This window comes from Thermobifida cellulosilytica TB100, from assembly GCF_001517975.1.
Taxonomy (GTDB): domain Bacteria; phylum Actinomycetota; class Actinomycetes; order Streptosporangiales; family Streptosporangiaceae; genus Thermobifida; species Thermobifida cellulosilytica.
On record NZ_KQ950187.1, the window covers coordinates 152246 to 160710 of the forward strand.

8 protein-coding genes are annotated in these 8465 nt (G+C 71.4%); 2 read left to right on the top strand and 6 right to left on the bottom strand.

Going from position 1 to position 8465, the window contains the following annotated elements; all coding sequences use genetic code 11:
- Positions 1 to 23 precede the first annotated feature (23 nt).
- Both purH and purN read right to left on the bottom strand, forming a co-directional pair.
- Positions 24 to 1592, bottom strand: a complete 1569-nt coding sequence (gene purH / locus AC529_RS18155) for a bifunctional phosphoribosylaminoimidazolecarboxamide formyltransferase/IMP cyclohydrolase (protein WP_068758562.1) — start codon at positions 1590 to 1592, stop codon at positions 24 to 26.
- Between the two features lie 16 nt (positions 1593 to 1608).
- Positions 1609 to 2178 carry a phosphoribosylglycinamide formyltransferase gene (gene purN / locus AC529_RS18160; RefSeq protein WP_068758563.1) on the bottom strand — a complete coding sequence of 190 codons (570 nt, stop codon included), beginning with the start codon at positions 2176 to 2178 and terminating at the stop codon, positions 1609 to 1611.
- A 323-nt stretch (positions 2179 to 2501) separates the two neighbouring features.
- On the opposite strand from purN, the gene AC529_RS18165 reads away from it, so the two are divergent.
- A complete protein-coding gene (locus tag AC529_RS18165; RefSeq protein WP_068758564.1) occupies positions 2502 to 2930 on the top strand; it encodes a hypothetical protein in 429 nt (142 codons plus the stop codon).
- On the opposite strand, the gene AC529_RS18170 is transcribed toward AC529_RS18165, so the two are convergent.
- From AC529_RS18170 to AC529_RS18185, 4 genes are all read right to left on the bottom strand, one after another.
- Entirely contained in the window at positions 2920 to 4428 is a 1509-nt protein-coding gene (locus tag AC529_RS18170) for a cell division protein PerM (RefSeq protein ID WP_083948415.1), read from the bottom strand. The two genes, AC529_RS18165 and AC529_RS18170, sit on opposite strands and share 11 nt — an antisense overlap.
- Positions 4429 to 4617: 189 nt before the next feature.
- Positions 4618 to 5496, bottom strand: a complete 879-nt coding sequence (gene sucD / locus AC529_RS18175; protein ID WP_068758565.1) for a succinate--CoA ligase subunit alpha — start codon at positions 5494 to 5496, stop codon at positions 4618 to 4620.
- 20 nt (positions 5497 to 5516) lie between these two features.
- The gene (gene sucC / locus AC529_RS18180) at positions 5517 to 6698 is read right to left on the bottom strand and encodes an ADP-forming succinate--CoA ligase subunit beta (RefSeq protein WP_068758566.1); all 1182 of its coding nucleotides are present in this window, start codon (positions 6696 to 6698) and stop codon (positions 5517 to 5519) included.
- A 386-nt stretch (positions 6699 to 7084) separates the two neighbouring features.
- Positions 7085 to 7852, bottom strand: coding sequence for a TSUP family transporter (locus tag AC529_RS18185; RefSeq protein WP_068758567.1), 768 nt, complete (start codon positions 7850 to 7852; stop codon positions 7085 to 7087).
- 180 nt (positions 7853 to 8032) lie between these two features.
- Between AC529_RS18185 and AC529_RS18190 the strand changes: the two genes are divergently transcribed.
- Positions 8033 to 8311, top strand: a complete 279-nt coding sequence (locus AC529_RS18190) for a hypothetical protein (protein ID WP_068758568.1) — start codon at positions 8033 to 8035, stop codon at positions 8309 to 8311.
- Positions 8312 to 8465 lie beyond the last annotated feature (154 nt).

Below are 8465 nucleotides of genomic sequence, written 5' to 3' on the forward strand. Positions count from 1 at the left end.
CTCGAAGTCAACCTTGACCCGGGTCAGTGGAAGAAGTGCCGGGTCCCGGTGAAGTACAGGGTCACCCCTGCGCGCTCGGCCGCGGCGATGACCTCCTCGTCGCGCACCGAGCCCCCCGGCTGCACGATCGCCCGCACGCCGGCCCCGGTCAGCACCTCCAACCCGTCCGGGAACGGGAAGAAGGCGTCGCTGGCGGCCACCGAGCCCTTGACCCGGTCCCCGGCGCGGGAGACCGCGAGCCTGGCCGAGTCCACCCGGTTGACCTGGCCCATGCCCACGCCCACCGTGGCGCGGTCGGCGGCCAGCAGGATCGCGTTAGACTTCACCGCCCGCACCGCGCGCCAGGCGAACGCCAGGTCCGCCAGCGTCGCCTCGTCGGCGGCCTGGCCGGCCCGCAACTGCCAGGTGGCGGGGTCGTCGCCGGGCGCGTCGACCAGGTCGGCCGACTGCACCAGCAGTCCCCCGCTGACCTGCCGGAACTCGGGGCGGGAGCCGCGGTCCGGAGCGGTCACCTCCAGCAGCCGGATGTTCTTCTTGCGGGTGAGGATCTCCACGGCCTCGGGCGTGAACCCGGGGGCCACCACGACCTCGGTGAACACCTCGGCGACCTGGGCGGCCATGGCCCCGTCCACCACCCGGTTGGCGGCGATCACCCCGCCGAAGGCCGACACCGGGTCGCAGGCGTGCGCCTTGCGGTGCGCCTCCGCGATGTCCTCGCCCACCGCGATCCCACACGGGTTGGCGTGCTTGATGATCGCCACGCACGGGTCGGCGAAGTCGTAGGCGGCGCGCAGCGCGGCGTCGCCGTCCACGTAGTTGTTGTACGACATCTCCTTGCCGTGCAGTTGCCGCGCCCCGGCCAGGCCCCGGTCCCCCGGGGCCGTGGACCGGTACAGCGCCGCACCCTGGTGCGGGTTCTCGCCGTAGCGCAGCGTCGCCTGCCGCGTGTAGGTGACCGCGGTGAACTCGGGCCATCCGGCCTGCGCGGCCACCTCGTCGGGGGCGTAGGTCGACGCGAACCACGCCGCGACCGCGGCATCGTAGCTCGCGGTGTGCGCGAAGGCCGCGGCGGCCAGCCGCTTGCGCTGCTCCAGGGTGAAGCCGCCGTTGCGCACCGCTTCCAGCACCTCGTCGTAGCGGGCCGGGTCCACGACCACCGCGACGCTCGCGTGGTTCTTGGCCGCGGCGCGCACCATCGCGGGGCCGCCGATGTCGATCTTCTCGATGCACTCCTCGGGGGAGGCGCCCGAGGCCACCGTGTCGGCGAACGGGTAGAGGTTGACGACGACCAGGTCGAACGGGGCGATACCGAGCTCGTCGAGCTGGGCCCGGTGGTCGGCCTTGGTGCGGTCGGCGAGCAGACCCGCGTGCACCTTCGGGTGCAGGGTCTTGACCCGTCCCTCGAAGCACTCGGGGAAGCCCGTGACGTCCTCGACCGGGGTGACCTGGACCCCGGCCGCGGCCAGCCGGGAGGCCGTGGAGCCGGTGGAGACGATCTCCACACCCGCCTCGGCGAGGCCCAGGCCCAGCGCCTCCACTCCGGTCTTGTCGTAAACGCTGATCAACGCACGCCGGACGGCCTGCTGTGTCACCGGTTCTCCTCTGCTGTCACTCCGTACCGGGCGCATCGCCCAGCTTCACCTGTCGACCGTTCAGGGTCCATCCGTGGCGGGCGAGCCTGCCCACGACGTCCACGAGCATGCGGCGCTCCACCGTCTTGATGCGCTCGTGCAGCGTGGCGACGTCGTCGCCGTCCTCGACCCGCACCGCAACCTGCTCGATCACCGGGCCGGTGTCCACGCCCTCGTCCACGAAGTGCGCGGTCGCGCCGGTGATCCTGACCCCGTAGTCCAGCGCGTCGCGCACCGCGTGCGCTCCCGGGAACGCGGGCAGCAGCGCCGGATGGATGTTGACGACCGTGTTCTCCCGAAGTACCGCACGGCCGAGGATACGCATGAACCCGGCGGCGACCACCAGGTCCGGGGTGAACTCCGCGATGCGGGCGGCGAGCGCGCGGTTCCACTCGTCCCGGTCCGAGTACGCGGAGAAGGGAACCACGAAGGTGGGCACTCCCGCCTGTTCGGCGCGGGCCAGACCGGCTGCCTCCCGGTCGGCGCCGACCGCGACGACCGTCGCGCCGTACGCCGGGTCCGCCGCCGCGTCGAGCAGAGCCGCCATGTTGCTTCCCGTCCCCGAGATGAGGACGACTACTCGCGCCGACAGTGTGCTTCCTCCCTGGTCCTGTCTGTGGACGACGCGGGGGCCACGGGCCCCTTCGGGCACGACGCGACCGTGTGCACCGTCCGGGGATGTGGGTGTGCCCTGTGACCGACAGGGCGCCGCTGGGTGAACCACCCGTGCGGGGCCAGCCTATCCTCCCGGGTGGCACCGCCGGGGAGGCCGGGTCCCGATGACGGGTGATCAGGGCGGAACACCACCGCGCCGAACCGGTAGCGTCTAGAGAGAACCTTTGTGTATCCGCCCCACTGTGAGGAGCCCCTGTGAACGGTGAGCCGTCGGCGCCACGGACCGGAGGACAGCAGGCGACTGTCGAACGCGGCGGCCTGTGGGGGCTCATGTTCTCCTTCGCCGGCCTGCTTCTTCTCCCCTACAGCGCCCTTCTCTCCGTGATCGGCATCGTCCAGGGCGCCCGGGCCCGCAGGAACGCCAAGGCCAGCGGCGGACAGGCGCCGGGCTCCATCGCGAGCATCGTCGTCGGCGTCGTCGGCATCCTGTGGGCGCTGCTGGTCACCGTCGGCCTGGTGGTGTTCTCCGAGGAGCTCGCCGCCTACAGCGAGTGCAGCGCCCGTGCCCACACGGTCAGCGCCCAGCAGCAGTGTGACGACGCCTACTTCGACGCGATCAGCAAACGCTTCCCCGACCAGCCGTGGGTGCGCGACCTGGTCGAGGGCAACCGGGTCACCTCCTAGCCTCCTCGTCGTCCGGGACCGGAGGGGGCGTCTCCGCCTCGTAGGTGATGCCGTACAGGTCTTCGGAGTCGTCCTCGTCGGCCCGTCCGCGCCCCGCACCCCACTGCGGACGCGGCAGGCGCACGCGGGGCGCCCGCTCGCGCGTCGGACGGGACGGACGCCGCGCCGCGGGGGCAGATCCGCGTCCGCCCCGCGGCGGAGACGCCGCGCCGCGCCGGTCCGCGGGCTCCGCTCCGGCCGTCTGCCGCAGGTACCGCCAGTTGACCACCCATGCGGCGATCGCGGCGCTCACCCCCACTTCCAGTGCCGTGACCATTCCCACCTGCCAGGGTGAGGCGCCGATCTCGGCGAGCCGGTCCGCGCCCAGCGGGCCCCCGGCGAGCGCCGCCAGTCCGGCCCACAGCGCGCCCGTGACCGCTCCGCACACGAATCCCCACAGCGGTGCGGCCTCGTTGACCGGTACCGGCGCACCGCGCAGGGTGCGCCGCCCGCCGAGCGCCCCGGCGAGGAACGGCGCCGCGAGCGTCACCAGGGACAGCACGGGCGCGGGACCGCTGTCGGGCAGCGCCGCCAGCATCGGGAGCGCGGGCAGCGGTCCCAGGGCCACCCCGGTGGGCGCCACGACCGTGTCCGCTCCGAACGCGAACCCCGGCCCCACCGCGTAGCTGACCCCGAAGACGATCGCGTTGGGCAGGTACAGCAGTTGGACGACGAACAGCAGGATGCCGCCGACCACACCGGGCCGCAGCTCCCGGGTGGTCTCGACCGCCTCGCCGAATCCGGCCGCCAGGCCGGCGAAGAACAGCAGGGTGCCCGTCAGGGCGAGGACCGTCGACGCGGTGAACAGGCCGGTCAGGAGCGCGCGCAGGCGCAGGGGCATGAGGTCCAGCAGCCTGCGCCACGGGATCTCGCGGTCCTTGAGGAGCTGGCGCAGCGCGCCCAGCCCGCCCGCGGTGAACGCGAGCAGGAAGCCGGTGACGAGCGCCTGGGGCATGCTCGGCTGAACCGCGTCGTCCCGCCCGACCAGCGCCAGAGTGCCCGCGATGGCCGCATAGGGACCGGCCAGGGCGAGCGCGGCCTGGAAGGAGTGCCTGAGGCGGGGCAGCGCGCAGACGCGGGCCAGGCGCCGCCCGGAGTGGTAGAGCAGCAGACCGGGCAGGACGAGCAGCCCCATGGGGAACAGGCCCACCCGCCCGTCGGAGGTGGCGAGTTCGACGTGGTGGCCGACCAGCCACATCCGGATCGCGATCCGGAACACGTCGACGATGTCGTCACTGAACGCACTGGGCGGGGCGGCGATCCAGCCGGCGAGGGTGAGCGTGGTGAGCGTGGCCAGGCCGACGGCTGCGGCCGTCGCCGCCCCGATCCCCCCCGAGGTGTACAGCGGGCGGGTGTACCGCTCCTGGGCAGGCGGCGGGCCGCCGGGGCGGTCGGGTCTGCGGGGTCTGCTGCCGCCGGGGGTCTTCCGGCGTTCGGACGGTGCTGGAGGCGCGCTCACGCCTCCATGCTCCCAGCCGCCGCGACCGCAGGGCGGCCATTCCGGTCGGCGTGTCGAACACTCGCCGGAAAAGCCCTGTGTGGTAGGGCGTGTCCGCCCCGGGCCCCGGCGCGCAACAGCGCAGGACCCGCCGCGGCTGCTGTGCCGCGGCGGGTCCTGCGTCTGGTTCCAGGGCTGGGCCCGGGTCCGTCAGAACAGGGCGCGCGCCAGCTTCGCGGTCTCGCTGGGGGTCTTGCCCACCTTGACGCCGACGGCCTCCAGGGCCTCCTTCTTGGCGGCGGCGGTTCCGGAGGAGCCGGACACGATGGCTCCGGCGTGGCCCATCGTCTTGCCCTCGGGGGCGGTGAAGCCCGCGACGTAGCCCACGACGGGCTTGGTCACGTGCTTCTTGATGTACTCGGCGGCCCGCTCCTCGGCGTCGCCGCCGATCTCGCCGATCATCACGATCGCGTCGGTGTCGGGGTCGGCCTCGAACGCGGCGAGCGCGTCGATGTGCGTGGTGCCGATGATCGGGTCGCCGCCGATGCCCACGCAGGTGGAGAAGCCGATGTCCCGCAGCTCGTACATCATCTGGTAGGTGAGCGTGCCGGACTTGGACACCAGGCCGATGCGGCCCGGCTTGGTGATGTCGGCCGGGATGATGCCCGCGTTGGACTGTCCGGGCGAGATGAGGCCGGGGCAGTTCGGGCCGATGATGCGGGTCTTGTTGCCCTTGCTACAGGCGTAGGCCCAGAAGTTGGCCGTGTCGTGCACCGGAATGCCCTCGGTGATGACGACCGCGAGGCCGATCTCGGCGTCGATCGCCTCGATGACGGCGTCCTTGGCGAACTTCGGCGGCACGAAGATCACGGTGACGTCGGCACCGGTGGCCTTGATGCCCTCGGCCACCGAACCGAACACCGGCACCTGGGTGCCGTCGAAGTCCACGGTCTGGCCGGCCTTGCGCGGGTTGACGCCGCCGACGATGTTGGTGCCCGCGGCGAGCATGCGGCGGGTGTGCTTGGTGCCCTCGGATCCGGTCATGCCCTGGACGAGGACCTTGCTGTCCTTGGTGAGGAAGATAGCCATGTCGTTCAGTCCCCCCGCGCTTACTTCGCGGCCAGTTCGGCGGCCTGCGCCGCGGCGCCGTCCATGGTGTCCACCTGGCGGACCGCCGGGTGGTTGCGTTCGTTGAGGATTGCGCGGCCGAGCTCGGCGTTGTTGCCGTCCAGGCGCACCACCAGCGGCTTGGTCACGTCCTCGCCCCTGGACTCCAGCAGTTCGAGCGCCTGCACGATGCCGTTGGCGACGGCGTCGCAGGCGGTGATGCCGCCGAAGACGTTGACGAAGACGCTCTTGACCGCGGGGTCGCCCAGGATGATCTCCAGCCCGTTGGCCATGACCTCGGCGGAGGCGCCGCCGCCGATGTCGAGGAAGTTGGCGGGCTTGACGCCACCGTACTGCTCACCGGCGTAGGCGACGACGTCCAGCGTGGACATGACGAGTCCGGCGCCGTTGCCGATGATGCCGACCTCGCCGTCGAGCTTGACGTAGTTGAGGCCCTTCTCCTTGGCCTTGACCTCCAGCGGGTCGCCCTCCGCGGCGGAGGCCAGGGACGCCAGGTCCTGGCGGAACTCGGCGTTGTCGTCCAGGGTAACCTTGCCGTCGAGGGCCACCACGCGTCCGTCCTTGGTGAGGATGAGCGGGTTGACCTCGACGAGGGTCGCGTCCTTGCCGACGAAGACGTCCCACAGCTTGGTGATCACCTCGACGGCGCCGGCAGCGGCGGCCTCGGGCAGCTTGCCCTGGGCGACGATGTCGGCGGCGACGTCGGCGGGAGCGCCCTTGAGCGGGTCGATGGCGACCTTGGCGACCGCCTCGGGGTTGGTCGCCGCGACCTCCTCGATCTCCATGCCGCCCTCGGCGGAGCAGATGGAGAGGAAGGTACGGTTCGCACGGTCCAGCAGGAAGGAGAAGTAGTACTCCTCCGCGATGTCGCTCGCCTCTTCGACGAGAACCCGGTGGACGGTGTGGCCCTTGATGTCCATGCCGAGGATCTGTTCGGCCTTGGCGACCGCGTCGTCGGGGCCGTCCGCCACCTTGACACCGCCCGCCTTGCCCCGGCCTCCGGTCTTGACCTGGGCCTTGACCACGACACGGGGCTTACCCGCGGCCGCGAACTCCTCGGCGATGGCACGCACCTCTTCAGGCGTGCTCGCCACCTTTCCCTGGGGTACCGGAACCCCATACTCCGCGAAGAGTGCCTTCGCCTGGTATTCGAACAGGTCCACGAGGGTCCGTCCTTGTGACTCGCTGGCTGGGTGTTCTGCGGAAGTCATCCGTCCAACACGGGAACCTCTTCGGGCTGCGTCGCGTTGGAAATATGCTCGTTACGAGCCATCCGCACCATCCGGAAGCTTATCCAGCCCCTGTCTGGACAGCGGACACCGGGTTGCCGATGGCCAGTCGCGTGACCTCCTGAAACCCGTCGTCTGTCCGTTATTCCCCACTCTGAACCGGTAACCTATGTGACGGGTTACACAAGATTCACACCGAATGTCGCTGTCGGGGAGCCCCACTCGGCGTCGGACGCGGGCTCTCCGCTCCCCTTCCCGGGTGCGCACCGCCGAACCCTCGCGGGCGCCCGGGCCGCGCCGGGACCGCACGGGTCCGAGGCTCAGGCGAACTGGTCGACGCCGAGCCGGACCACCAGGAGCACCACGACCACCAGCAGCACGGCGCGCACGAACCCCGCTCCGCGGCGCAGCGCCATGTGCGCCCCGACCTGAGCCCCGATGATGTTGCACACGGCCAGCCCCACCCCGATCAGCCACATCACGTCGCCGTTGAGCGCGAACACGATGAGGGCACCGAGGTTGGTGGCCGTGTTGATGATCTTGGCCGAGGCTGAGGCGGTGACGAAGTCCAGGCCGATGATGGAGGTCAGCGCGATGATCAGGAAGGTGCCGGTCCCCGGCCCGATGAGGCCGTCGTAGCAGCCGATCCCCAGCCCGGTCACCAGGACCGCGGCGACCATGCGGACCGGGGTGCGCAGTGGCGGCTCGGCGACCCGTCCCATGGCGGGACGCAGCACGACGAAGACCGCGACGGCCAGCAGCACCACCATGATGATCGGTCGCAGCGTCGCGGAGGAGACCGCTCCGGCAAGCGCGGCGCCCCCGCCCGCGCCGAGGAGGGCGAGTCCGGCCGCGGGCCACACCACTCTGGCCTCGGACTTGACGCCGCGGGCGTAGGTGATGGCGGCCGAGCAGGTGCCGAAGATCGCGGTCAGCTTGTTGGTGCCGAGCACCGCGGCCACCGGCGTGCTCGGAAAGGCCACGAGCAGGGCGGGGAGCATGAGCAGCCCGCCGCCTCCGACGACGGCGTCGACCCATCCGGCGGCGACGGCCGCCGTCATGAGCAGCGCGACGATCTCGACGTCCATGCGCTACCCGGCCGACGGTGCGGGGCGTTCTCCGGGAGCGTCCCGACGGGGGTTACCTGGTGTCACGGGTTCAAGAGCCTATCCCTTTCCTCCGTGCCGCCCCGCAGCGCCCCTCACCGCTGTTGCGGGGAGCCGCCCCGCCGAGAGCAGGAGTACGCCCGGGACGGGTAGTGGACCGCCATGGTCGAGGACTTCGAACGGCTGGACACCGACGAACTGCGCCACCGGGCGGTGGAGCTGGCCCGGAAGCGCTGGGACGTCGGCTACCTGTGGGAGCTGGTGGAGCACATTCCGGGTGCCGAGGCGGTCGCGGGCCGCCCGGAGGCGGGACGGGTGGGAGCGACCAAGGCATCGGTGCTGTTCAGCCAATTGCTCGCGGAACGCGAGGGAGACCGGCAGCTCCGTGAGGCGCTGCGCCCGCTCTACCTGGACTACCTGCGCAAGCACGGTGGTTCCTGACGTCCTGGCCGGACGGGGTTCACTGCTCCGGTCTTCTCCCCCAACAGCAGTGGGGCCACCCGGTCGGGTGGCCCCACTGCTTTCAGAGCACAGAAAAGGCGGGGGAGTGTCCCGAAGGACACCATCCCCCGCCTTGAACGATGTGTACGGCGGC

Coding starts and splice junctions, on each gene's coding strand:
- AC529_RS18190 (WP_068758568.1), top strand. CDS start 8,033: ATGGTCGAGGACTTCGAACGGCTGGACACCGACGAACTGCGCCACCGG.
- AC529_RS18185 (WP_068758567.1), bottom strand. CDS start 7,852: ATGGACGTCGAGATCGTCGCGCTGCTCATGACGGCGGCCGTCGCCGCC.
- purN (WP_068758563.1), bottom strand. CDS start 2,178: ATGGCGGCTCTGCTCGACGCGGCGGCGGACCCGGCGTACGGCGCGACG.
- sucD (WP_068758565.1), bottom strand. CDS start 5,496: ATGGCTATCTTCCTCACCAAGGACAGCAAGGTCCTCGTCCAGGGCATG.